The sequence below is a fragment of the Rodentibacter myodis genome, assembly GCF_001999305.1.
GTDB lineage: Bacteria > Pseudomonadota > Gammaproteobacteria > Enterobacterales > Pasteurellaceae > Rodentibacter > Rodentibacter myodis.
In genome coordinates, this window is sequence record NZ_MLHQ01000010.1 from 75,479 (window position 1) to 99,847 (window position 24,369).

Consider the following 24,369-nt stretch of genomic DNA (forward strand, 5'->3'; position numbering starts at 1 on the left):
CGCAACGCCCTGCCTCCATACCATAAAATTTCCCTCCCTACGCTGTAGTGGAAAGTACCGAAGGCGGAGGGAGGGAAAAGTGAGATTTAAAACCGCTTACAAATCTCGATATGACTATCGTTCTTGTAACGCTTGTTTCATACGGGTAATTGGTTTAATCAAATATTGGAACACGGTTTTTTCGCCGGTTTTAATATCTACGGTTGCCGTCATACCCGGGGTGATCGTCAGTTTTTCACCGTTTTTGTCGGTAATTGCATTGCCTTGGGTTTCCACCAAAATACGGTAATAGGCTTGATCGGCATTTAAATTAAGTTCACTACGGCGTCTTTCATCTTGCAAGGTATCCGGACTGATTAAGGTTACCGTGCCATCCAAACCACCATAAATTGAATAATCATAAGCACTGATTTTCACTAATGCAGGCTGCCCCGGACGAATAAAGGCAACATCTTTCGGGCTAATATAGGCTTGCACCAATAAAGTATCATCAAGTGGTACAATTTCTAAAATATCTTGACCTGCTTGAACAACCCCACCAACGGTATTAATACGAATATTTTTTACAATACCGCGTAAAGGAGCTTTAATTTGAGAACGTTCAACCGGATCGGCACGCATTGCCATATTTTCACGTGCTTGCGCCAATTCAGATTCCATTTGCACTAATTCATTATTCGCATCCGCCGAATATTTATTACGGCGTTCACTAATCTGTTGCGCAAAATCGGAAGATTGACGTTGCATTCTCAATAATTCAACCTGAGAAACAACGCCACGTTTTACCATTGGTTGTGTAATTGAAATCTCACGATCTAGCAAGGCTTTACTTTGCGACAAACCTGCAATGGCATCAAGCATTGCTTTTCGTCTGGCTTCATAGGCGGCATTTTCCCTTACTTTAACATCTTCCGGAATATCTTCCGGAAACACTAAAGGTTTATCGGCTGCTTCTGCTTGCAAACGCGCCACAACGCCTCTCAAGTTTTGCACTTTCGCTTCACTTTCACGTAAAACCGCAGAGCTACGGGTGTCATCAAGAATCAGTAAAACCTGTCCTTTCTCAACCACATCCCCTTCTTTCACTTTCATTTCTTGAATGATACCGGGATCAAGACTTTGCACAATTTGCTCACGGCTACTTGGAATCACACTCCCTTGTCCACGAGTCACTTCTTCCAAAGGACTAAAATATGCCCATATAACAAAAGTTACCAAGAAAATGAAAAACAGAATAATGACAGAAAAAATACCTCGATGTTTTTCAATTTGGAGTGCCGCATTAAGATCATTGATCAATGCTAAATCGGACTGTTTTACTTTATCATTCATCTTTTTTACCTTCTTCTCGCTTGTTCTCCACAGGCTTTACTGTTTTATTGGCAACTTGATTGGCAGCCGCTTTTTGCTCATTTTTTCTCAAATGTTCCAATACAGCATCTCTTGGGCCGTCAATAGCAACCTGTCCATTTTCAACCACAATGATACGATTTACCATTTTGAGAACTTGAGGGCGGTGGGTCACCACAATCATTGTGCGGTTGCCAACCCATCTTGCCAAAGCACCTAATACCATTTCTTCCGTGCCTTGGTCTAAATCACTGGTTGGTTCATCCAATAAAACAACACGCGGGTCTTTAATCGTCAAGCGGGCTAATGCCACTAATTGTTTTTGACCGCCGGATAAGCCTTGACCATTCTCCCCTAACGGCATATCTAATCCTCTCGGATGGGAATTTACCAATCTTTCCAATCCAAAACGTTGCAATGCATTAATTAACTCCACATCGCCTGCAAAGTTATCGGTACGGGCAATATCTAAATTTTCACGCAATGTACCAAGGAATAAACGCGGTGATTGACCAAATAATGCCACTTGATTACGTAAATAATTTGGATCGATTTGGCGTAAATCCACATTATCTAAGGTTACGCCCCCACCTAGAGGTTCATACAAGCCTGCAGCAAGTTTTAATAAGGTACTTTTACCACTACCAATACGCCCCAAAATCGCGACTTTTTCACCCGGATTAATAGTCACATTTAATTTAGACAGTGCATTTGGGCTTTCTTTATTGTATTGGAAGCTCACATCGTTAAAACTAATTTTCCCCTGTGTTTGTTTCAAGGTAATGTATTTACGATCCGCCACACGTTCAATCGGACGATTAACAATTTCATCTACCCCTTTTAGGGCAAGACGGGCTTGTTGGAAACGGGTCGCAAGCCCTGCAATCTGTGCCAATGGTGCTAACGCACGACCGGATAAAATAACCGAGGCAATTAATGCACCCATTGTGATTCGGCTGGATTCATCATCACTATGGATAAGATACGTTCCCAACAAGACAAGAAATACGGTATTTAATTGTTGTAAGCCAACGGAAAAATTCACCACAAAGTTACTTAAATCTTTCACTTTAATTTGGGATGCTGATGTTTTCGCCGTGTACATATCCCAACGTTGTTGCGCCCAGTTGGTGGCATTATTGGCTTTTAGGGTTTCAATCCCATCCAATGCCTCAACAATCAACCCTTGACGTTGTGATCCCTCACGCATTGATTCATTAATTCTTGCCGCCAATTTCGGCTGAACCAAGATCCCAACAATAATCACCGTTGGAATAATCACCAAAGGGACGATGGCGAGCTTGCCACCAATGAGATAAATAACAAAAACGAACAACAATAAAAACGGCAAATCAACCAAAACCAATAAACTGGCACTGGTCATAAATTCCCGTACGGATTCAAAATCACGCAAGTTATTGGCATAAGATCCTGAAGATGCCGGTTTATCAATTAAGCGCAACGCCATTACCCGTCTAAATAAGGCAGAACTAATAATTAAATCCGCTTTTTTACCGGCAATATCCGTTAAATGTCCCCGAATCATTTTGGCAATAAATTCAAACGTGATTGCCAAAATCACCCCAATACTTAAAGCCCACAAGGTTTCATAGGTTTTATTCGGAATAACGCGGTCATAAACGTTCATTACGTATAAAGAACTCACCAAGGCTAAAAAGTTGATGATAAAGGTGGCTAAAATAACCTGACCATAGTAGGCTTTAAATCGCCAAATCACTTTCCAGAACCACGCTTTTGGCAAATGATATTCCGGCAATTCGGAACGAATATCCGACACCACGCGCGGTTTAATAAACCAACAATAGCCTAAATAAAGTGAATTCAGTTCTTTGTATTCCATCACGCGTTCTACTTCGCCTTGGCGAATATGAAAACGGCGTGCCAATCCCGCGCCTTCGATTTTAGTAATCACAAGAGCTTCTTCGTTATGTAGAATTGCAACAACCGGCGTGGCAAGGCTTGGAATATCACTTAAAGATCGTTTAGAAATGGAATTTTCAAGACCGTATGTTCTTAACACTTCGCTCAAAGAGGAAAAATTCACATTTAAATGTTGATCTCTTAAAACTTGAGCGGTTAAGGCTTCTTGTGCAACCGGTGTACCATATAATTGGGTCACCAGTGCCAAATGTTCGATAATAGATTTCATTGTTTTCGTTTCTCTTTTTTATTTCTTAGATTTCATCGTGGTATTTTCTGCCCCCACCCATTGGGTAATACCGGATTGTGAGACTAAATAAAGTAAGGCTGCATCACGAAAATCATTTCGGGCATTCACCTCATCAATTTGTACCCGACTTAATTCTTGATAAGAATCCAACAAATCCATTAATGAACTTGCTGCAACTTCAAATTGAAACTCTTTGTCTTTCACCACTTTACGTTGCAATGCAATTTGTTTATGGGCAACGGTCGCCAATCTTTGATTTCTGACCATATCCACTTCAGAAGTTAAAGATTTTTCTTGAACGGATAATTCAATCTCCCGTAATTTTGCCTCTGCGGCTTTTTGGGAATAATAACTTTGTTCTTGTGCATATTTGGTGGCAGGATTGTAAATATCCCAAGACATATTCACATAAACTTCGTATTCGTGGCGATTTGCCGTTCCTTCAAGGTTAATTGCAGGCAAACGTCTTGCTTTTGCAGCTTCAACCGCCGCTTTTGAACTTTCAAATTCTGCCTGTTGGGCTAAATAACTTGGATTTGAGGTTACTTCAGGATTTTTATAACGCTTAATAAAAGCATTCACATCTGTAACCTGACTGAAAGGATCGATAAGATCATCAACGGATAACACCTTACCGCCACTATAACGGCTGAGTCGGTTTAAAGAGGATTGCAAAATTCGCTCTTGCATTAAAATACTGGTTTCAACCTGATTCTTACGGGATTGTGCTTCATTTACTTCCGAAAAACGCCCTTCATCATAAGTACTGATCACCCCAAGATCTCTTAAAATTTTATCGTGACGGGCTAAACTTTCTTTATAAACCGCAAGCGTCTCTTTTGCCCGCAATGCGGATAAATAAAGCTGGGAAATATCCTGTCCCATTAATTCTCGGGTCTCCGTTAATTTATAGTGATAGTAAGTTTCTTTTTGTTTATCGCGCTCAATCTCGGCTTCCACACCACCCCAAGCATAAAGATTTACTCTGGCTGCCACACCGGGGCCTGAACGCCGCTCACTGGTATAAGTGTGACGTTGTCCCAAAACGGATGTCCCGGTAAGAGAAACAACCGGAAGATGACCGGCTTCAGAAACTTTAGTTTGACTTGCCGCCATTGAAATATTGGCTTTTGCCTCGTCTAAAGTTGGATCGGCAACAAATGCGTATTGAAGAATTTCGTTCAGCGTCGTTTTGGCAAATACGCCCGGAGACAACAATAACAACATCCCCGTTAGTGCTAAAGAATAGCGTTTAAAGATAAAATTTTTCATAATTTTCCTTTTTTGGCACCGTTTTGAAACAGCCATTTATGGGTTCTCGGCATTATGTAGCCTTCGCGAAATGGGGCGAGATTGTATCACGGAAGATCGTATTTATAAATTCATCTTCCATAATTAATTCACCTAATCCCCTGCAATTGCTACATAATATCGAAAGAAAGCATAACACCGCGCGATAAAATCCCCTGCATCAATGACACAGGGGATTGAACTTAAAACAGACTAATGAAGATTAAACAACTTGTACGTTTGCTTGAACATAAACCAAAGTATCATCTTGACCGTTAAATTCATAACCGTGATACATCACACCGTCTTGTTCCACAGTGCCGGTTTTATGCCATGTTACCTTCGTTCATTGCTTTACCAACATTACCGAAATCAACTTTATCATCTTCGCCATATTTCACGAATACGGTTGTACCGTATCTTTTAAGCAAATATCAATTTGGTCGCTGCCTTAGCCTAAATAAACACGGGTTCATTGATTTTGATCGCCACTAATCACTTGATTCGTACTAGAAAATCTATTTCTTCTAAGTTTCCATCTAGGATATCATCTCTGAAAAGTAAGCCAAATAGTTTGCTTTTGTTACCTAAATCATCCATATACGGCTAAAGTGCGGTCAAATTTTCACAAATTTTTAGACAACAAAAAAGCCGCTATCAAAGCGGCTTCTGTGTTTAAAATTCTGTTTGGTGCCTAGGGTCGGACTCGAACCGACACGGTTACTCACCGGCGGATTTTGAATCCGCTGCGTCTACCAATTTCGCCACCCAGGCTTGGGTACGGAGGCGTATTATACACATATAAAACCCCGTAGCAAGAAAAAAATTTCAGATTTTATTTAGTTGCATTAAAATTAAACAAATGCCTTTAACACGCTTCTTAAACACTAAGAAAAAAAGTATCGCCAGATAAATGCACTGACCCAAATACATAGCATAACCAAAATTTGAATTAACCTTTTCTTCGTTAATTTTTCTGCCGACATATTCTTAAACTCCCTATTTAGTGGTAAAATTTTGTGTTAGATCAATTTTACACGATTCTTTTTAAAATATTTGAGGATTAAATGAAAAATTTCATTTTAGAAACGAAGGCAGGACGCCGGGTTCAATCGGGAGGCTGCGCTATTCATTGCCAAGATTGCAGTATTAGCCAACTTTGTATTCCTTTCACATTAAACGAACACGAACTTGATCAACTCGATAATATTATTGAACGGAAAAAACCCATCCAGAAATCACAGGTACTCTTCAAAGCCGGTGATACATTAAATTCCATTTATGCGATCCGCTCCGGCACCATTAAAAGCTATACCATTAGTGAATCGGGTGAAGAACAGATTACTTCTTTTCACTTGCCCGGTGATTTAGTCGGGTTTGATGCTATCACCAATATGCAACACCCTAGCTTTGCACAAGCACTGGAAACAGCAATGGTCTGTGAAATTCCTTTTGATGTTTTGGATGATCTCTCAGGCAAAATGCCTAAGTTACGCCAACAAATTATTCGTCTAATGAGTAGCGAAATCAAAAGCGATCAAGAAATGATTTTGCTGCTTTCCAAAATGAATGCGGAAGAACGCCTCGCTGCGTTTATCTACAATCTTTCTAAACGCTACTCCGCTCGTGGGTTTTCGGCTAAAGAATTTCGTTTAACAATGACACGTGGTGATATAGGCAATTATCTTGGTTTAACCGTTGAAACCATCAGCCGTCTTTTGGGGCGTTTTCAAAAATCGGGCGTACTTTCCGTACAAGGGAAATACATCACTATTAATGATATGAATGCATTAATTGAATTGACCGGCGTGAACCGAACCAAAATTACAATGTTGGACTAAAAAATGGCGTGATATTTTCACGCTTTTTTCTTCTTAAAAATTGCACCAAATCATCTTTTTCGTGATCTTTTCTTGTCATAACACGCATTCTTTCTTATGCTATGCGGCAAATTTACGGAGGTTGTTATGAAATTTAAAAATATCTTGGTTGTTCTCAATCCTGACAACGAAAAACAATATGCACTTGCACGTGCGGTACGTCTTGTCAAGGAACAAGAAAATGTTGAGAAAGTTAAAATCACAACATTATTGACCGTCTATGATTTATCTTATGAAATGTCCGCCCTGCTTTCTTCCGAAGAACGTGAAGAAATGCATAAAACCGCCATCGAGCAGCATCGCCAAGCGGTACAATTTTATCTTGATAAATATGCTGATCCACAAATTGAGTTTGAATCTCATATTGTTTGGAACAGCAATGAAGCAGAAGGTATTCGTGAAGAAGTCGAAAAAAATTCATACGATCTTGTGGTGAAATATACCAAAGATGAAGAAAGTTTCACTTCACTTATTTTCACACCGATTGACTGGCAATTATTGCGTAAATCTCCCGTTCCCGTACTGATTGTTCGAGATGGTGATTGGAAACACCAACGCCGAATTTTAATTGCGGTGAATGTTTCCGGTGAACAAGATTATCAAGATGAATTTAATCAAGAACTCGTGTCAACGGGGATGTCTCTTGCAGAAAATCTGAATCGAGGTAATGTTCACCTTGTTGCCGCCTACCCTGTCACACCAATTAATATGGCGATAGATTTGCCCGAATTTAATGCCTCCGGCTATGAAAACAGTATTCGCGGACAACATTTGATTAATATGAAAGTCTTACGTCAAAAATTTGGCATTGATGAAGATCACACGCACGTTCGTGAAGGTTTCCCTGAAGATGTGATTCCGGAAGTGGCAAAAGAAATTGAGGCAGAATTGGTTATTTTGGGAACAGTAGGCCGTACAGGGTTATCCGCAGCCTTACTTGGCAACACTGCAGAACACGTAATCAGTAAATTAAGCTGTAACCTACTTGCGATTAAACCATCTAAAAAAGAAGACTAATCTTTTTAAATCTATGTAAAGTGCGGCCATAAAAAATAATCTTTTTTACCGCACTTTTGCGATCTCTTTCACAAATTTAAAAAAATCTATTCGCTCTGACTTCATTTCTTTTATACACTTCCAGCTCCTTATTTAAATGCTTTCTACTTGGTTAATTGACAATTTACTTAAAAGGATTTCATAAATGAAAAAAACATTTATTGCTGGATTAACGCTTTTTGCATGCAGCGTACAAGCACACGAAGTGTGGGTTTCAGCTCCGCAACACTTAAAAACAGATTCAATCTTAAAAGCAGGACTCGCTTACGGTGATTATCCCTATGTTGAAAAAATTCCTGAAGCACGTCTATCTATTTTTGAACCATTGAAAATTATCAATCAAGAAGGAGTGCAACAAACGCTAGTACAAAATGGTGAAAATTATCAGTATCAATCAGAAAAGCCACTAAAAGTGGGATCTTATTGGATAACTGCGACCTATAAACCTACATTTTGGTCACAAAATTCAGAAGGTTGGAAAATGAAAAATATGCAAGACACGCCGAATGCGACTTACTGTGAACAAACACAAATGTTCGGTAAAAAGTTGGTAACCGTAGGCAAACAACCGCTAAATGTTGAAATGGCGACAACACGCATAGGACTGCCACTTGAAATCGTTCCTTTAAAAGATCCGAGTAAAGCACAATCAGGTGAAGTCTTTCCTGTGCAGATTTTCTATCAGGATATGCCGCTGGCGGGAGAAACGGTAATCGCCACGGCAGATACCGTGATTGTTAAAGATTTGGATGCTGCAACAGGACACCGTGAACCGCAAGGTTTTTCCGGTAAAACTGATAGTCAAGGTCGAGTGAATATTATTCCATTAATTGATGGCATTTGGAAAATCAAAGTTATTCACAAAACGCCATTTTCGGATCAAACGACTTGTCAACAGTCTGCAAGTTATTCGACCTTAATTCTTCCGGTAGGAAAAGGGGTAGATAAACTTCCTCCGAAACCTGAACATCATCACTAGATGACAAAAAAGTGCGGTCAATTTTGACCGCACTTTTACTTGTTATCAATTATTTCTTCCGTTCGCCCCATTTACCATCGATAAAATCGACAATCCATTTGGTGGCTTTGCCATTTTTTTCTGAAGTTACATATTGTTTCTTCTCTTTGCGGCTGAAGCGGATAATCGCCTCATTCCCTTCCGGATCTTTTTGTGGCGCATCGGCAAGATAAGCCAATTTTTCCGGTAAACGATCACGATATAGGGCTAATTCCGACACTTTCGCCGGGCGGGTTTCACGGGATTTCGGGAAATTATGCGCCGACATAAACACGCCACTCGCCCCGTCTCGCAAGACAAAATAAGCATCGGATTTTTCACATTTAAGTTCAGGAAAATGCACCGGTTCTTCTTTTGGTGGGGCGACTTCGCCATTTTTCAAAATTTTGCGGGTGTTATCACAATTTGTACATCCCATATATTTGCCGAAACGCCCTAATTTTAAGTGCATATCCGCACCACACTTGTCACATTCCACAACAGGCCCGTCATAACCTTTAATTTTGAATGAACCCTCTTCAATGAGATAGCCATCACAATTTGGGTTATTCCCACAAATATGGATTTTACGTTGTGCATCAATCACATAGCTATCCATTGCCGTACCGCATTTCGGGCAACGTTTACGTTCCATTAGGGCTTTGGTTTCGGAAGATTCATCCAGCACATTTAATAATTCCGCTTCCGGAATTAAATTCATTGTGGTTTTACACCGCTCTTTGGGTGGTAAGGCATAGCCTGTGCAACCTAAAAACACACCGGTACTTGCCGTGCGAATCGCCATATTTCGACCACAAGTCGGGCATTTTATGTCGGTTTCTACCAAGCTATTTGGACGCATTCCGCCTTCTAATTCGTCTAATTCCGCTTTAGAAAGTTGGTTAGAAAAGTCTTTAAAGAATTGATTTAATTCCATTTTCCAATTTACCGATCCTGACGCGATTTTATCTAGGGCGTCTTCCATATTGGCGGTGAAATCATAGTTCATCAACTCGCTGAAAGATTCACTTAAACGGTCGGTGACAATTTCTCCCATTTTTTCCGCATAAAAACGGCGATTTTCGGTGCGAACATAGCCCCGTTCTTGAATAGTAGAAATAATTGTCGCGTAAGTTGAAGGACGACCGATTCCCCGTTTTTCAAGCTCTTTTACTAAGGCAGCTTCCGTAAAACGTGCGGGTGGCTTGGTGAAATGTTGGCTTGATTGCACTTCTTGTAGAACCAATTTTTCTGCCACGGTGACTGCCGGTAATTCTTGATCTTCCGGATTTTTTCCCATTTGCGGCAAGACTTTTGTCCAACCGTCAAAACGTAAAATTCGCCCTTTGGCTTTTAATGTGTAATCCCCTGCCGTTACGGTGAGTGTACTGCTGTCATATTGTGCCGGTGGCATTTGACAGGCGAGAAATTGACGCCAAATTAAGTCATAAAGACGAGCCGCATCTTTTTCCATTCCGCTTAAATGATCTGGTAATGTATTGACATCCGAAGGGCGAATCGCTTCGTGCGCTTCTTGTGCATTTTCTTTACTGGAATAAAAATTCGGTTTTGTCGGTAAATATGCGTCACCAAAATGGCTTTCAATATAACTACGCGCCATATTTAAGGCATCTTGGCTCAAATTGGTGGAATCCGTACGCATATAGGTGATGTAACCCGCTTCATACAAACGTTGTGCCAACATCATTGTTTTCTTCACACCAAAACCTAAACGGGTACTCGCCGTTTGTTGCAGTGTTGAGGTAATAAATGGTGCACGTGGACGGGAGCTTGTCGGTTTGGTGTCTAAATCAGTGACAACGTAATCGGAAACATTAAGAAAATCGACCGCACTTTGTGCTTCCTGTTGATTTTTCGGATCAAACTTTTTGCCCTTATAATCTGTGACATCCAATCGAATGGCTTTTTTGCCTTGGGTTTGGGTAATCGCCGCCACTTCCCAAAATTCTTCCGGTTGGAACGCCTTGATTTCACGTTCACGTTCTACCAGCAATTTCACAGCAACGGATTGCACACGCCCCGCCGAAAGCCCACGCGCCACTTTTTTCCATAATAAAGGGGACACCATAAAGCCTACGACACGATCAAGAAAACGGCGTGTTTGCTGGGCATTTACCCGATCCATATTTAAATGTTCCGGTTTTTCAAAGGCTTGTTTGATGGCATTTTTGGTGATTTCATTAAATACGACACGGCTAAAACGCTCGTCATCACCACCGATCACTTCACGCAAATGCCAAGCAATCGCTTCTCCCTCTCTATCCAAATCGGTTGCCAAATAAATATGATCCGCTTTTTTCGCAAGAGATTTCAATTCCGCCACCACTTTTTCTTTCCCCGGCAAAATTTGATAATTGGCTTTCCAATCGTGATAGGGATCAATCCCCATTCGTTTTACCAGTGCATTACGTTCTTTCTCTGCTTTAATTTTTGCTTTTTCTTCTGCACTCAAGCCTTTGGTTGAAATAGGTTTCGCTTTTTCACCTGTCCCCGCACCTACCGTTGGCAAATCACGAATATGTCCAACGCTGGATTTCACCACATACTGGCTGCCTAAATATTTATTAATGGTTTTCGCTTTTGCCGGTGATTCCACAATCACCAAAGATTTACTCATTTGATTACCTAATTAGCTGGAATTTTGTAAAATGGCGGTATAGTGCAAACTTACGCAAGCAAAATCAAGTCTTTTTTTGAAAAAGGAAAGGAAATGGACAAACTGAATGCGATTTCAATTTTTTGTAAAGTGATTGAAACACAAAGCTTTACTCAAGCGGCGGCACAGCAAAATATGTCTGTCGCGATGGCAAGTAAATTGGTCTCTCAACTTGAAGAACATTTAAAAATACGCCTTTTACAGCGTACCACCCGCAAAATAATGCCAACCGAAGCCGGTATGATTTACTACCAACATTGCCAAGGCATTTTGTTGGATATCGATGAAGCCGATGCCAGTGTGAGCAATCTCAGCACAACGTTACAAGGGAATTTATTGGTTTCCGTGCCACGTGATTTCGGGCTGCTTTTTATTGCCCCCAATTTACCAATGTTTATTGCCGCTCATCCGAATTTGCACATTGAAGTCGAATTTAATGATAAAAAAATTGATTTGGTGGCGGAAGGCTATGATCTTGCACTGCGAATTGGTTATATGCAGGATAGTTCTCTCGTTGCCCGCAAAATCAGTACAACAACCGTCCATTTTGCCGCCTCTCCCCGTTATTTAGAATTAAATGGCACACCACTGTCTCCTGCCGACTTAGAACAGCATCAGGGCTTATTATATAAAAGTACGCTCAATCAAGTGAATTGGCTGGGAACTCGGGCTAGCCAACCACAACGCATCAAAATCAAATCAAAAGCAGTAAGTAATAATGGCCTCGCCTTATTGGATATGGCAAAAGCCGGGCTAGGTATTGTCAATCTACCGGCATTTATCTTAGATGAGGCGTTTAAAAAAGGTGAGTTAATCGAGGTTTTGCCAGAATACAAGCAACAACAATTAGACATTCATATTGTCTATCCAAACAGACGACACCTCCCCGTCAAAGTCCGCGCATTTATCGATTTTTTAGCGAGTTTGGGATTGTGCTCAGAAATTTAATTTTGGGATTAGGAGACAAAACTTGTCTCCTGCTATTCACGTTATTTTAGGATTGGGTATTTAGGTAAATTAAGTCTAAAAATGCTCTACATTATATGCTCATTGCACAAGATAACTGATATATCAGTTCCCCCTGTAAAAGAAAGAAATAAAAGTGCGGTTATTTTCGCTATCAATTTTCCCCGATATTCTCAATAAAGATTACACCTCCACCAAAATCAAAATTGCCGCTTCCCCACCCCATTCTTTTGGCGCTTGGTGCAACGCACGTACTTTAGGGTGCTGAACCAACCAGCGTGGAATTTGTTTTTTTAAAGTGAATGTGCCGTAGCCTGTCATAATGCTGGCACAATCTACCCCTTCATCTTCGCACGCCAGCAATAATGCCGCTAATTCCATTTTTGCCTGCTCACGGGTTAAGCCGTGCAAATCTAAAAATAATTCAGGGGAAAAATCGCCGCGGCGTAATTGTTTAAGTAAATGGGAATCCTCGCCTTCACGCAAATATTTCACCATTCCATCGTTTTCATTTAATAAAGGCTCATATTCATCGGAAAAATAAAATAGGGTGTCTTCCTTTTCACGCATATCCCTTAAATAGGATTTTTTTTGACCGCACTTTTGACGTGGGGCGACAACGGTATCTTGTTTAATGGGCTTAATCCCTTTCGTTTCTGCCCGAAATAGCTCAAATTCTTCTTGCATTTTTTCTCGCTCATTTCAAATTTTGCGTATCATATCATAGTTACAAACCACCTTATGTGGTATAACTACGCAAATTTTTTTACAAGGGAAATATGATGGAAACCACACATAATCAAGAACTGGTTGCGACAATTTTAAATGATAATGTTGCCGCCGAACTGCATACGATCCAAGATTTTCTCCGTTGGACATACAGCACCTTTAACCGTGCCGATATTTACTATGGACAAGGACACGACAATGCTTGGGACGAAGCCCTTCAACTGGTGCTTACCGGCTTACAGCTCCCGATTGATTTTCCAACCGAACTATTCCAAAGCCGTTTAACCCCTTCGGAAAAAGAAAGTTTGATTCAATTTGTTTTATCCCGAATTGAACAACGCGTGCCGGTTGCCTATCTCACCAACAGTGCGTGGTTTTGTGGTCACGAATTTTACGTGGATGAGCGAACCATCATCCCCCGCTCTCCAATTAGTGCCTTAATTCAAGATCGTTTTGAAGGATTAATTTCGCAATCTCCCCGTCATATTTTGGATCTTTGCACCGGCAGCGGTTGTATTGCGATTGCCTGTGCTTATGCTTTTCCGGAAGCGGAAGTGGATGCGGTGGATTTATCTTTTGATGCCTTGAATGTGGCGGAAATCAATATTGCCCGCCATCAATTAGAACATCGTGTGTTCCCGATTCAATCCAATTTATTTGAAAATATCTTGGGGCAAAAATACGATCTTATCGTAACCAATCCCCCTTATGTAGATGAAGAAGACCTTGCCGATATGCCGGAAGAATTTCACTTTGAACCGGAACTGGCGCTTGGTTCAGGCAGTGATGGCTTGGATATTACCAAACAAATTTTAAAACAAGCCCCTGATCATTTAACCGAAAACGGCGTATTGGTGTGTGAAGTGGGAAATAGTATGGTGAGTTTAACCGAACAATATCCGGATGTCCCCTTTGAATGGGTTGAACTGAAAAATGGTGGCTTAGGCGTGTTTGCCATTCGCCGTCAAGATTTAGTGAAATACCACAATTTTTTTTAATGCAATGTGCGGTTGAAATTCATCTCAAATTTCAACCGCACTTTTAATGCTTCTATCGCATATCCAATGTTACATCATCAAATAATTTCTTCATCGAACTGCTATCTTGCAAACTCTCGGCTCTTTCAACCATTGAACGGGTTAAATGCGGTGAGAAATATTCCATAAAATCATACATATAGTTACGTAAAAAAGTGCTGGGTTTAAACACAATTTGCGTCATACTGGCGTGGAATAAATGACCGGCATCAATCGCCACCAGATCACTATCAAGCTCGGTATATGCCATACTTGCCATAATGCCTACGCCTAACCCGAGACGAACATAGGTTTTAATCACATCCGCATCGGTTGCCGTAAACACAATGTTTGGCAAAATACCCGCGGCATTAAAGGCATAATCTAAATCCGACACGCCGGTAAAACCAAAGGTGTAAGTGACTAATGGATATTCCCCCAATTTTTCAATCGTGAGATTTTTCTCTTTTGCCAAAGGATGATCCGATTTCACAATCACGGAGCGATTCCATAAATAGCAAGGCAGTTGAATAAGGTCGTCAAACAAATGCGGTGCTTCGGTTGTAATGGCGAGATCTACCTCACCTAAAATTAACGCATCGTGAATTTGGGTTGGTGAACCTTGATGAATATGCAAACTCACTTCGGGATATTGTTTAGAAAAGCGTTCCACCACTGTCGGTAACATATAGCGGGCTTGTGTATTAGTGGTGGCAATGCGTAGCACACCACGATCAGGACGGGTATATTCCGATGCCACCGATTTAATACTTTCCGCTTTCACCAATAATTCGCGGGCAATGGCGATAATTTTTTTGCCTGCCGGCGTTACGGCTCTGATGTGTTTACCATTACGCTCAAAAATTTCTAAGCCAAGCTCATCTTCCAACAACCGTACCTGCTTGCTGATCCCCGGCTGTGATGTATAAAGCGCATTTGCCGTTTCCGTTACATTCAAATTTTGATTAACGATCTCAACAATATAGCGAAGTTGTTGCATTTTCATAATAACGACCTATTTTTTATAACGTTTTCCCAATTCCGTATAACGTTTCACGGCTTTACGAATTTGACCGGATTTTGGACGGCGGCGTTGTTTGGTGACATCTAATTTTGTTTCGGTTTCCGGCGGTAAGCCCACCAATTCACGCAAATAATTGACGTTTTCCAAATTCATTTCTTCCCAGCCGCCACGAGGTAAACCTTTCATCAATTTAATATTGCCGTAACGAATACGAATCAAACGGCTTACTTGAATGCCTTGCGATTCCCACAAGCGGCGAACTTCACGGTTACGCCCTTCCATTAAGGTAACATCGTACCATTGATTCATCCCCTCCCCGCCGGCAAATTTGATTTCTTTAAAATTGGCAGGGCCATCTTCTAACTGCACGCCTTTGCGTAAACGAGCCAACATTGCCTCATCCACCTGACCAAACACACGTACAGAATATTCCCGTTCTACTTCTCGGCTTGGGTGCATTAAACGATTTGCCAGTTCACCGTCTGTTGTAAACAACAATAAACCTGAAGTATTAATATCCAAACGTCCCACGGCAATCCAACGTGAACCGTTTAAGCGTGGCAGACGATCAAACACCGTTGCCCGCCCTTCCGGATCGCTACGTGTACAAAGTTCGCCTTCCGGTTTGTAATACATCAATACACGACAAACTTCTTTTTGGGCTTGCTGAAGATTGATAATTCGCCCGTCAATCCGCACCTTCACACCGGAATGAACATCAATGCGATCGCCCAATGTTGCCATTTTGCCATCAACACTGACCCGATTTGCCGCAATCATTGCTTCAATTTCACGGCGAGATCCTTGTCCCGCACGTGCCAATACTTTTTGTAATTTTTCACCCTCTACTGTGCCTTTAGAAATATGGGATGAATTTGGCAAAGTCGCCATCTTAGGTTCAGAATGAACTGCGGTTTTGTTTTTTTTACGCTCAAAGTGCGGTCGATTTTCACGGCGTTTTTCACCTTGTTTGGCAGATGTTTTTTTAAATTGAGTTGATTTCATATTTTTCCTTTGTCGCTTTCCCAAGCGTCTCATTGTTAATTAAATATACTGATTAAAGAAAAGGTGCGGTTGAGCCACTGCCCTCACGCAAGATAATCGGTTGATCGTCTGTTAAATCCACCACAGTGGTGGGATCTTGTCCTAAATAGCCGCCGTGGATAATCAAATCCACTTGGCGTTCTAAACGATCGCGAATTTCCTCCGGATCGGACTGGGTAATATATTCCTCTCCCGGTAACATCAAAGAACAGGATAAAATCGGCTCGTCCAAGGCTTTCAATAAATCTAATGCAATTTGATTATCCGGCACGCGTAAACCAATGGTTTTGCGTTTTGATGTCATTAAGCGGCGGGGTAACTCTTTTGTTGCGGTAAGAATAAAAGTGTATCGCCCCGGTGTATTATTTTTAATTAAGCGATAAGCCACATTACTTACGGTGGCATAGGTTGAAAGTTCGGATAAATCACTGCACACCAAAGTGAAATTATGTCCTTCAGGCAATTGGCGAATCGCCACAATACGATCCATTGCGTGTTTATCACCAAGCATACAACCGAGGGCATAGCCGGAATCGGTTGGATAAACAATCACACCGCCTTTACGCAAAATTTCTACCGCTTGATTAATCAAGCGAACTTGCGGATTTTCCGGATGAATATAAAAAAACTGGCTCATTTTCGTTTCCTCAAAATTAGTGGAATTATACACCTTTTAATTATTACATTATCAAAACTTGTTATAAAAAAACCGCACTTTGAACACATTATCAAATGTGCGGTCAAAATCTGCTATAAATTTCAAAATGATACAATACTGTCAGCTCTGATTTATGAGATAAAAAAATTTATTACCAGCAAAAACGCTGTTGCACTTGATTTTTCTCCCTTTGTTGCAAAAATTCTTGCTTGTGTTTGGAATTGGAAAGATAATTTTTTTGCCGTATTAGACGTTTATCTAATTCAGCTTCGGATTCTTTGAGTGCTTTTTTTCGATCAGAATATTTTGATGGTATTTTTTCATAAAATATTGCTTGATATGGATTTGCTTTCACCCATTTAACCGCCTCTTCCGCCGCCTTTTCTTGCTTAGCAAAATCGCAAAAAGCATAGGGATTAATCACACTTCCAACAAGCTTGGAAAAATCAACATATTCGACTTCACTCATTTTAGGAAGATTCAACACATACAGTGCGGTAATAAGTCGATCCCTTCCTCGATAAAACCATTTTACCGCATCATCTCTTTTCCCAAAATCATAACTACGTGCAGCTAAAGTAAACATAGTGATTGGCGTAACCAACGCTGGATCTTTTTCTACAATTTCTACCGCTTTTTGATAATCAGTAAAACGATTACTTGCAAGAAGTGGATCGATTTCATTATAAACATTAACCCACTCAACCTTTCCCCCAAGTGCAGAATAATAAGGTATTACTTGAATATCAATAGATTTAACTTTTTTAATATTTCCCGAGCCAGATTTTATTGACGTACAAGCACTTGTTGAAACCAAAAGTGCAGTAAAAATCAGCCCTGTTTTTTTTAACTTAAACATTTTTATTTCCCTCATTAAACTTGTTTATCACATTTTTTAATGCAGCCCCAATCTCCGCTAAACTTCTCACGGTTTTGACGCCCGCCGCTTCAAGTGAGGCGATTTTATCATCAGCCGTGCCTTTTCCACCGCTAATAATCGCCCCTGCGTGTCCCATTCGCTTACCTTTTGGTGCAGTAACACCGGCAATGTAGGCGACCATTGGTTTGGTGATATGGGCTTTAATATAAGCCGCCGCTTCCTCTTCCGCCGAGCCGCCAATTTCGCCGATCATCACGATAGCCTCGGTTTCCACATCTTCTTGAAAGCGTTTTAAAATATCAATAAAACTTGAGCCGGGAATCGGATCGCCACCAATGCCCACACAGGTAGATTGTCCAAAGCCTTCATCCGTAGTTTGTTTTACCGCTTCATAAGTCAGCGTGCCGGAACGGGAAACAATGCCCACTTTGCCCTTTTTATGGATATGTCCCGGCATTATGCCAATTTTACATTCATCAGGCGTAATTACCCCCGGGCAATTAGGGCCGATCATCACCACACCGGTTTCCTTTAATTTTTGTTTTATCGTAAGCATATCAAGGGTTGGTATTCCCTCTGTGATACAAACAACAAGCTGAATACCGGCATCAATGGCTTCTAAAATAGCATCTTTACAGAAAGGGGCGGGAACATAAATCATTGTCGCCGTTGCACCGGTAGCTTCCACCGCTTCACACACGGTATTAAATACCGGCAGCCCTAAATGAGTACTGCCCCCTTTATTAGGTGAAACACCGCCCACTAACTTTGTACCATAGGCAAGTGCCTGTTCGGAATGGAATGTACCTTGCGAACCGGTAAAACCTTGGCAAATCACTTTGGTGTCTTTATTGATTAAAATCGACATAACATTACACTCCTTTCGCTGCATTCACTACGGCTTGGGCAGCTTCTTGCAGACTGTTTGCCGCAATCAGATTCACCCCACTTTCCGATAAAATTTTTCTGCCTAATTCGGCGTTTGTGCCTTCCAAGCGTACCACCACCGGAACGGAAATCCCAATTTCCCGTACCGCAGCAATAATGCCATCGGCAATCAGATCACAGCGTACAATTCCGCCAAAGATATTCACCAAAATGGCTTTCACCGCTTTATCCGTAAGGATAATTTTAAACGCCTCGGTAACTCGTTCTTTTGTCGCTCCACCGCCTACATCAAGGAAATTTGCCGGATTTCCGCCATAAAATTTGACAATATCCATTGTCCCCATTGCAAGCCCTGCACCATTCACCATACAGCCAATATCGCCCTCTAACGCCACATAATTGAGCTGATGTTTTTCCGCCTCGGCTTCACGTAAATCACTTTGACTTAAATCACGCAGTGCGAGTAAATCCTTATGGCGGAAAACGGCATTATCATCAATCGCCATTTTGGCATCTAAACAAATCAAATTTCCTTCTTTGGTGATCACAAGGGGATTGACTTCCAACAAAGCCAGATCTTTTTCAACAAATAATTTGGCAAGTTGCACAAAAATATGGCTGAACTGTTTATTTTGCTCCCCACTTAAACCCAGTTTAAAGGCAAGCGCTCGCCCCTGATACGGCATACCACCGAATAACGGATCAATGGCAATTTTATGGATTAAATGTGGTGTATCCCGTGCCACATCTTCAATATTCATTCCACCGGCGGAAGACGCCATAAAAATAATTTTTTGTGAGGAACGATCGATCACAGCACCAAGATAAAGTTCTTTTTCAATATTACAGGTTTCTTCAACATAAATACGATGAACCGGCTGACCTTGCTTATCCGTCTGAAAAGTCACCAAGCGGTTACCTAGCCATTGATTTGCAAATGCTCGGGCTTCTTCTTCATTATGGATGAGTTTTACCCCTCCCGCTTTGCCGCGACCGCCTGCGTGTACCTGACATTTGGCAATCCAAGTCTCACCATTGAGCTGAAAAAGTGCCATTGCCGCTTCATCTGCCGATTGGCAAACAATCCCCTCGCTTACCGGCAAATGATATTCTTTAAATAGCTGCTTTGCTTGATATTCGTGTAGGTTCATAAGTTCCCCTATGTTTTCATTTCTAAAAGTATGTCGCCAATACATAAAAAATAACGCGAATGGTAGAGATTCCACGCTTGGTGTCCTTAACATTAATCTATCGATTTTATTGATACGGACGCGAGGCATCGCGTCCCTACCAATCACGTTATATTACATTTGATATTATCGCTGTTTAACAATAAATCCTAAGGAAAATAACACCATAAAAAACAAAAGTGCGATCAAATTGACCGCACTTTTCCGCTAAATTTCCAATAATAATCTTGTTGGATCTTCCAATAAGTCTTTAATCGCCACGAGGAAACCCACAGATTCTCGACCGTCAATTAAACGGTGATCATAAGACAACGCCAAATACATCATTGGGCGAATCACCACTTCACCATTAAGGGCAATTGGACGTTCTTTAATGGCGTGCATTCCTAAAATTGCACTTTGCGGCGGATTGATAATTGGCGTGGACATCAAAGAGCCAAAAACACCGCCATTGGTGATCGTGAAATTACCGCCGGTTAAATCTTCCACCGTTAATTTGCCATCCCGACCTTTTTCCGCCAAGGCTTTAATTTGCTTTTCAATTTCCGCCATACTGAGTTTGTCGCAGTTGCGTAACACCGGTGTGACCAAACCGCGCGGTGTCGAAACCGCAATGCTAATATCAAAATAGTTGTGGTACACAATATCATCGCCGTCAATGGACGCATTCACTTCCGGATAACGCTTTAAGGCTTCTACAACCGCTTTAATATAAAAGGACATAAAACCTAAACGCACGCCGTGTTGTTTTTCAAATTTTTCACCGTATTGTTTACGCAAGTGCATTATCGGCTGCATATCCACTTCATTGAAGGTGGTGAGCATTGCCGTGCTGTTTTTCGCCTCTAATAAACGTTCGGCAATGCGTTTGCGTAAACGGGTCATCGGCACACGTTTTTCGGAACGGGAACTGTACGCCACCGTGCTAATGGTATTTTGCTCCGTTGCCATTGCCTGTTTTGCTTTTTGCGCATCACGTTTTGCCATTTCCCGTTCAATATCTTCACGGGTTAAACGTCCCCCCACACCGGAACCTTGAATTTGGGTGGCATCAAGATCGTGTTCTGCCAATAAACGGCGAACCGCAGGGCTTTGATCGGCAGCATTATTATGGCTGTTTTCAATTGCTGATTTTTGACGATCTGCCGGCGTGGCTTCATTCGCTTCTTTTACCGTGGCGGAGCTTAGATCACCCGCTTGAGCGGTGGAAAGTTTAGCGAGAATTTGTTTGCTTACCACGGTTGCCCCTTCGGCTTCTAAAATATCGGTAATCACCCCATCTGCTTGCGCCGGTACTTCCAACACCACTTTGTCCGTTTCAATTTCGACTAACACTTCGTCACGTTTTACCGCCTCGCCCACTTTTTTATGCCAAGTTGCCACTGTCGCATCGGCAACAGATTCAGGTAAATCGGGAACAAGAATTTCGATTGTCATATTAATTTCCTTTCGTTCTTTACAGAAATCTATCTCAAATTCCGATCTTTCCTTTTTTAGAAAAGATCGGGTTAAAAAACACTTTTAATGTTGACCGCACTTTATAAAGTCAAAGCATCTTCTACCAATTGTTTTTGCTGTTTGGTATGCAACGACATATAACCCACCGCCGGTGAAGCTGAAGCAGGGCGACCTGCATATTTCAATTTCACTTCTTCGGGAATGGAGCTTTCAAAATTATGTTTACAACTATACCAAGCACCTTGGTTGAGCGGTTCTTCCTGACACCATACATAATCTTTTACGTGGGCGTAAGGCTCAAGGGCTTTTTTCACATCATCGTGCGGATAAGGATAAAGCTGTTCGATACGAATAATTGCCACATCCGTTTGATTATTCGCACGGCGTTGTTCCAATAAATCGTAGAATACTTTACCGGAACACATTACAACCCGTTTTACGCCTTTCGGATCGAGTTCATCCACTTCTCCGATCACGGTTTGGAATGCACCGTTGACCAATTCATCTAAACTTGATACGGCTAATGGATGGCGCAATAAGGATTTTGGCGAAATCGCAATTAATGGACGGCGCATTTTTCGCAATGCCTGACGGCGTAACATATGGTAAACCTGTGCCGGTGTGGATGGAATACACACCTGCATATTCTGCTCTGCACATAGTTGTAAATAACGCTCTAAACGGGCGGAGGAATGTTCCGGTCCTTGTCCTTCGTAACCGTGTGGTAATAACATCACTAAGCCACACATTCTGCCCCATTTTTGTTCACCGGAGCTGATAAATTGGTCAATCACAATTTGTGCGCCATTGGCAAAATCACCAAATTGTGCTTCCCAAATGGTGAGCGTTTTCGGATCGGCAGTGGCATAACCATATTCAAAGGCAAGCACGGATTCTTCCGATAAAACGGAATCCCATACTTCAAAACGTCCTTGATTTGCGTGTAAATGCGTAAGCGGAACATAACCCGTACCATCATTTTGATTATGCACTACGGCGTGGCGGTGGAAGAATGTCCCCCGTCCGGCATCTTCACCGGATAAACGTACATTCACGCCTTCATCAAGCAGTGTGGCATACGCCATCGTTTCCGCCATTCCCCAATCCAACAATTTTTCGCCTTGATACATCGCTTTGCGATCATTGTAAATTTTTTCAACGCGAGGATGGGCGCGTAAACTTTCAGGATATTCACACACGCGTTTGGCAAGCGTGATGAAACGATCTTGTGGGAACTTGCTTTCATAAGGCGCTGTCCAGTCGTAGTTGAGATACTGCAACCAATCCATTTTTGCGGTATCCATTTCACGCCATTCCGCCAACACACGATCGCCATTATCTAAGGCATCACGATATAGATTCATCATTTCCGTTGCCTGATCTTCGCTAATCACGCCTTCTGCCACTAAACGATCGGCATATACTTTGCGTGGTGTCGGGTGTTTTTTGATGATGCTATACATCATTGGCTGGGTTGCGAGCGGTTCATCCGCTTCATTATGACCGTGACGGCGATAGGAAATAAGATCAATAAAAATATCGCGTTTAAACAAATTGCGATATTCCACCGCCATTCGTGCGGCAAAGGCTACGGCTTCCGGCTCATCTCCATTGACGTGGATAATCGGTGCTTGGATCATTTTTGCAATATCGGTGCAGTATTCGGTGGAACGGGTATCATTTGGATTTGAGGTGGTAAAACCAATTTGGTTATTGATCACAATCCGAATTGTGCCGCCTACCGTATAGCCACGTGCATTGGACATATTTAAGGTTTCTTGCACAACACCTTGTCCTGCCACCGCAGAATCGCCGTGTACCGTTACCGCCAACACCTGTGAACGTTGGGTATCATTTTTCTTGGTTTGACGGGAACGCACCGCCCCAATTACCACCGGACTGACAATTTCTAAATGCGAAGGATTAAAAGCAAGGGTTAAATGCACGTGGTGATCACCCACTGCAAAATCAGAAGAAAAACCTTGGTGATATTTCACATCGCCGGTGCGATCTCCTGAATGTTTACCGGCAAATTCATCAAATAAATCTTCAGGTTTTTTACCCAATACGTTTACCAACATATTCAAACGTCCGCGGTGTGCCATTCCCATCATCACATCTTTTACGCCTAATTTACCAGCGTGACGGATGATCTCTTTCATTAATGGGATGAAGGCATCACTTCCTTCCAAAGAAAAACGTTTTGCTCCCGGGAATTTAGCCCCCAGATAACGTTCCAATCCATCTGCGGCAGTCAATTCATTGAGAAAATTAATTTTCTCATCGTTGGTAAAGAGCGGTTGATTTAAGCGGCTTTCCAATTTTTCTTGCAGCCACATTTTTTGTTCCATATCCTGCACGTGCATAAATTCCAAGCCAATCGCCCCACAGTAGGTTTCTTTCAGCATTTCATTTAATTCGGCAAGTTTAATATTATCGCGTTTGTAAACGTAGTGATTGATATTAAAGGTTTCGTTGAGATCTTGTTCGGTAAAACCGTGATAGTGATAATCTAATTCAGGCACGCTGGACACTTTCCAACGGTAATAATTAAGCGGGTCAAGTTTGGCTTCCAAATGACCTCGGAAGCGGTAAGCATTAATAAATTGAAGCACTTTAACCAGTTTTGCACTCGCCTCAGGGTCAATGATTGTGACCGCCTCGGTCGTATTTTCTCGGGCTAAGCGGCGGAAATAATCACGTACCGGCGAATGTGCCTGCTCCGGTGCAGTGGATTTCGGCAACAAATCAAAGGTACTACGCCAACTCTCATCAATTGAGGCGGGATCATCCAAATAACGTTCATATAACTCTTCAATATAGGCTTGATTCGCCCCTCCTAATGAGGTTGTCGCTAACCATTCATCAAAGGTTTTGTTTTGCTGCATATTTACCTCTAAATATCTGCTGGATTGAGTGCGCCCATTATACATAGGATTACGCGTGAGAAAATGCTTAGCGGGGAGTTTGTTACAAATTTGTGATCTAGCTCAACAATATTTTTAACTTAAATTTTTAGCCATAACAAAAAGCCCGATAATGTTATCGGGCTTTCGGAAAGTGCGGTCAAAAATA

At 41.6% G+C, this 24,369-nt stretch carries 18 protein-coding genes and 1 tRNA gene; 5 read left to right on the forward strand and 14 right to left on the reverse strand.

Annotated elements, in window-relative coordinates:
- Positions 1-114: 114 nt before the first annotated feature.
- From BKL49_RS04080 to BKL49_RS04095, 4 genes are all read right to left on the reverse strand, one after another.
- On the reverse strand, positions 115-1,332 hold the full coding sequence (locus BKL49_RS04080; RefSeq protein WP_077423349.1) for an HlyD family type I secretion periplasmic adaptor subunit: 1,218 nt from the start codon (positions 1,330-1,332) through the stop codon (positions 115-117).
- Entirely contained in the window at positions 1,325-3,520 is a 2,196-nt protein-coding gene (locus BKL49_RS04085; RefSeq protein WP_077423350.1) for a type I secretion system permease/ATPase, read from the reverse strand. The genes BKL49_RS04080 and BKL49_RS04085 overlap by 8 nt, the downstream gene beginning before the upstream one ends.
- 18 nt (positions 3,521-3,538) lie before the next feature.
- The gene (locus BKL49_RS04090) at positions 3,539-4,813 is read right to left on the reverse strand and encodes a TolC family protein (protein WP_077423351.1); all 1,275 of its coding nucleotides are present in this window, start codon (positions 4,811-4,813) and stop codon (positions 3,539-3,541) included.
- A 706-nt stretch (positions 4,814-5,519) separates the two neighbouring features.
- Positions 5,520-5,605, reverse strand: a tRNA-Leu gene (locus BKL49_RS04095).
- Between the two features lie 293 nt (positions 5,606-5,898).
- Here BKL49_RS04095 and BKL49_RS04100 point away from each other — a divergent pair.
- The 3 genes from BKL49_RS04100 to BKL49_RS04110 all read left to right on the forward strand — a co-directional run bounded on the left by BKL49_RS04100 (position 5,899) and on the right by BKL49_RS04110 (position 8,746).
- Positions 5,899-6,672: an FNR family transcription factor gene (locus BKL49_RS04100; RefSeq protein ID WP_077423352.1), complete on the forward strand. Its 774-nt coding sequence runs from the start codon at positions 5,899-5,901 to the stop codon at positions 6,670-6,672.
- Between the two features lie 126 nt (positions 6,673-6,798).
- The gene (gene uspE, locus BKL49_RS04105) at positions 6,799-7,728 is read left to right on the forward strand and encodes a universal stress protein UspE (RefSeq protein WP_077423353.1); all 930 of its coding nucleotides are present in this window, start codon (positions 6,799-6,801) and stop codon (positions 7,726-7,728) included.
- Positions 7,729-7,912: 184 nt separating this feature from the next.
- Positions 7,913-8,746 carry a DUF4198 domain-containing protein gene (locus BKL49_RS04110; protein WP_077423354.1) on the forward strand — a complete coding sequence of 278 codons (834 nt, stop codon included), beginning with the start codon at positions 7,913-7,915 and terminating at the stop codon, positions 8,744-8,746.
- 49 nt (positions 8,747-8,795) lie between these two features.
- On the opposite strand, the gene topA is transcribed toward BKL49_RS04110, so the two are convergent.
- On the reverse strand, positions 8,796-11,402 hold the full coding sequence (gene topA / locus BKL49_RS04115) for a type I DNA topoisomerase (protein WP_077423355.1): 2,607 nt from the start codon (positions 11,400-11,402) through the stop codon (positions 8,796-8,798).
- Positions 11,403-11,495: 93 nt separating this feature from the next.
- On the opposite strand from topA, the gene BKL49_RS04120 reads away from it, so the two are divergent.
- Positions 11,496-12,389: a LysR family transcriptional regulator gene (locus BKL49_RS04120; protein WP_077423356.1), complete on the forward strand. Its 894-nt coding sequence runs from the start codon at positions 11,496-11,498 to the stop codon at positions 12,387-12,389.
- 201 nt (positions 12,390-12,590) lie between these two features.
- Here the strand turns inward: BKL49_RS04120 and smrB are convergent, their stop codons facing one another.
- Positions 12,591-13,094, reverse strand: coding sequence for an endonuclease SmrB (smrB, locus tag BKL49_RS04125; RefSeq protein WP_077423357.1), 504 nt, complete (start codon positions 13,092-13,094; stop codon positions 12,591-12,593).
- Positions 13,095-13,189: 95 nt separating this feature from the next.
- Here smrB and prmB point away from each other — a divergent pair, with 95 nt between their 5' ends.
- On the forward strand, positions 13,190-14,134 hold the full coding sequence (prmB, locus tag BKL49_RS04130) for a 50S ribosomal protein L3 N(5)-glutamine methyltransferase (protein WP_077423358.1): 945 nt from the start codon (positions 13,190-13,192) through the stop codon (positions 14,132-14,134).
- 52 nt (positions 14,135-14,186) lie between these two features.
- Here the strand turns inward: prmB and cysB are convergent, their stop codons facing one another.
- The 8 genes from cysB to sucA all read right to left on the reverse strand — a co-directional run bounded on the left by cysB (position 14,187) and on the right by sucA (position 24,182).
- Entirely contained in the window at positions 14,187-15,158 is a 972-nt protein-coding gene (cysB, locus tag BKL49_RS04135) for an HTH-type transcriptional regulator CysB (RefSeq protein WP_077423359.1), read from the reverse strand.
- 9 nt (positions 15,159-15,167) lie between these two features.
- Positions 15,168-16,181, reverse strand: coding sequence for a 23S rRNA pseudouridine(2605) synthase RluB (gene rluB / locus BKL49_RS04140; protein ID WP_143530803.1), 1,014 nt, complete (start codon positions 16,179-16,181; stop codon positions 15,168-15,170).
- Positions 16,182-16,233: 52 nt separating this feature from the next.
- On the reverse strand, positions 16,234-16,857 hold the full coding sequence (locus BKL49_RS04145; RefSeq protein ID WP_077423361.1) for an L-threonylcarbamoyladenylate synthase: 624 nt from the start codon (positions 16,855-16,857) through the stop codon (positions 16,234-16,236).
- A gap of 172 nt (positions 16,858-17,029) precedes the next feature.
- Positions 17,030-17,737 (reverse strand): hypothetical protein, encoded by a 708-nt coding sequence (locus tag BKL49_RS04150; RefSeq protein ID WP_077423362.1) that lies wholly within the window; start codon positions 17,735-17,737, stop codon positions 17,030-17,032.
- Entirely contained in the window at positions 17,730-18,626 is an 897-nt protein-coding gene (gene sucD / locus BKL49_RS04155; RefSeq protein WP_077423363.1) for a succinate--CoA ligase subunit alpha, read from the reverse strand. Before sucD ends, BKL49_RS04150 begins: the two co-directional genes overlap by 8 nt.
- Positions 18,627-18,630: 4 nt before the next feature.
- Entirely contained in the window at positions 18,631-19,797 is a 1,167-nt protein-coding gene (gene sucC, locus BKL49_RS04160) for an ADP-forming succinate--CoA ligase subunit beta (protein WP_077423364.1), read from the reverse strand.
- A 246-nt stretch (positions 19,798-20,043) separates the two neighbouring features.
- Positions 20,044-21,273, reverse strand: a complete 1,230-nt coding sequence (gene odhB / locus BKL49_RS04165) for a 2-oxoglutarate dehydrogenase complex dihydrolipoyllysine-residue succinyltransferase (protein WP_077423365.1) — start codon at positions 21,271-21,273, stop codon at positions 20,044-20,046.
- A gap of 101 nt (positions 21,274-21,374) precedes the next feature.
- Entirely contained in the window at positions 21,375-24,182 is a 2,808-nt protein-coding gene (sucA, locus tag BKL49_RS04170; RefSeq protein ID WP_077423366.1) for a 2-oxoglutarate dehydrogenase E1 component, read from the reverse strand.
- Between the last annotated feature and the right edge of the window lie 187 nt (positions 24,183-24,369).

Coding starts and splice junctions, on each gene's coding strand:
- BKL49_RS04080 (WP_077423349.1), bottom strand. CDS start 1,332: ATGAATGATAAAGTAAAACAGTCCGATTTAGCATTGATCAATGATCTT.
- BKL49_RS04085 (WP_077423350.1), bottom strand. CDS start 3,520: ATGAAATCTATTATCGAACATTTGGCACTGGTGACCCAATTATATGGT.
- BKL49_RS04090 (WP_077423351.1), bottom strand. CDS start 4,813: ATGAAAAATTTTATCTTTAAACGCTATTCTTTAGCACTAACGGGGATG.
- BKL49_RS04100 (WP_077423352.1), top strand. CDS start 5,899: ATGAAAAATTTCATTTTAGAAACGAAGGCAGGACGCCGGGTTCAATCG.
- uspE (WP_077423353.1), top strand. CDS start 6,799: ATGAAATTTAAAAATATCTTGGTTGTTCTCAATCCTGACAACGAAAAA.
- BKL49_RS04110 (WP_077423354.1), top strand. CDS start 7,913: ATGAAAAAAACATTTATTGCTGGATTAACGCTTTTTGCATGCAGCGTA.
- topA (WP_077423355.1), bottom strand. CDS start 11,402: ATGAGTAAATCTTTGGTGATTGTGGAATCACCGGCAAAAGCGAAAACC.
- BKL49_RS04120 (WP_077423356.1), top strand. CDS start 11,496: ATGGACAAACTGAATGCGATTTCAATTTTTTGTAAAGTGATTGAAACA.
- smrB (WP_077423357.1), bottom strand. CDS start 13,094: ATGCAAGAAGAATTTGAGCTATTTCGGGCAGAAACGAAAGGGATTAAG.
- prmB (WP_077423358.1), top strand. CDS start 13,190: ATGGAAACCACACATAATCAAGAACTGGTTGCGACAATTTTAAATGAT.
- cysB (WP_077423359.1), bottom strand. CDS start 15,158: ATGAAAATGCAACAACTTCGCTATATTGTTGAGATCGTTAATCAAAAT.
- rluB (WP_143530803.1), bottom strand. CDS start 16,181: ATGAAATCAACTCAATTTAAAAAAACATCTGCCAAACAAGGTGAAAAA.
- BKL49_RS04145 (WP_077423361.1), bottom strand. CDS start 16,857: ATGAGCCAGTTTTTTTATATTCATCCGGAAAATCCGCAAGTTCGCTTG.
- BKL49_RS04150 (WP_077423362.1), bottom strand. CDS start 17,737: ATGTTTAAGTTAAAAAAAACAGGGCTGATTTTTACTGCACTTTTGGTT.
- sucD (WP_077423363.1), bottom strand. CDS start 18,626: ATGTCGATTTTAATCAATAAAGACACCAAAGTGATTTGCCAAGGTTTT.
- sucC (WP_077423364.1), bottom strand. CDS start 19,797: ATGAACCTACACGAATATCAAGCAAAGCAGCTATTTAAAGAATATCAT.
- odhB (WP_077423365.1), bottom strand. CDS start 21,273: ATGACAATCGAAATTCTTGTTCCCGATTTACCTGAATCTGTTGCCGAT.
- sucA (WP_077423366.1), bottom strand. CDS start 24,182: ATGCAGCAAAACAAAACCTTTGATGAATGGTTAGCGACAACCTCATTA.